General features: G+C 60.3%; 1 protein-coding gene. It reads left to right on the top strand.

The window, feature by feature from the left end; genetic code table 11:
- Positions 1 to 721 (top strand): hemagglutinin repeat-containing protein (locus tag HYQ67_RS23855; RefSeq protein WP_202308664.1); only part of this gene is annotated, 721 nt, incomplete at both ends.

Genomic DNA, 721 nt, shown 5'->3' with positions numbered 1-721 from the left:
ATACGCTGCTGAGCGCGGATAAAGACGTCATTCTCAGCGGGGCGGCGAATACGCAGCAAACCAGCGGGAAGAACAGCAGCAGCGGCGGCGGTATCGGGGTAAGCATCGGTGCGGGAGGCAATGGTGCCGGTATCAGTATCTTTGCCAACGTCAATGCCGCGAAGGGCAAGGACAAAGGCAACGGTACCGACTGGACGGAAACCACGATCGACAGCGGCAACACCGTCACTATCAATAGTGGTCGTGACGCGGTGCTTGATGGTGCCCTGGTCAACGGCAATAAAATCATCGCAGACGTGGGCCGCGACCTGCTGATGAGCAGCCAGCAGGACAACAACGACTACGACAGCAAGCAGACCAGCGTGGCGGCGGGCGGCAGCTTCACTTTCGGCTCCATGACCGGTTCGGGCTACATCAGCGCGAACCAGGACAAGATGAAGAGTCGCTTCGACTCGGTGGCGGAGCAGACCGGGCTGTACGCCGGTAACGGCGGCTTCGACATCACGGTGGGCAACCACACCCAGCTGGACGGGGCGGTGATTGCCTCAACGGCAACGGCGGATAAAAACAACCTCGATACCGGAACGCTGGGCTTCAGCGACCTGCACAACGAAGCGGACTTTAAGACCGAACATTCGGGCATCAGCCTGAGCGGGGGCGGCAGCTTCGGGGATAATTTCCAGGGCAACATGCCGGGGGGCATCATTGCCGTGGCAGGTAA

The organism is Dryocola clanedunensis subsp. sulfonylureivorans (assembly GCF_016756775.1).
Classification (GTDB): domain Bacteria; phylum Pseudomonadota; class Gammaproteobacteria; order Enterobacterales; family Enterobacteriaceae; genus Dryocola; species Dryocola clanedunensis.
Note: the sequence above shows the minus strand (reverse complement) of the source record. Positions and strands in the feature narration are given on the sequence as shown.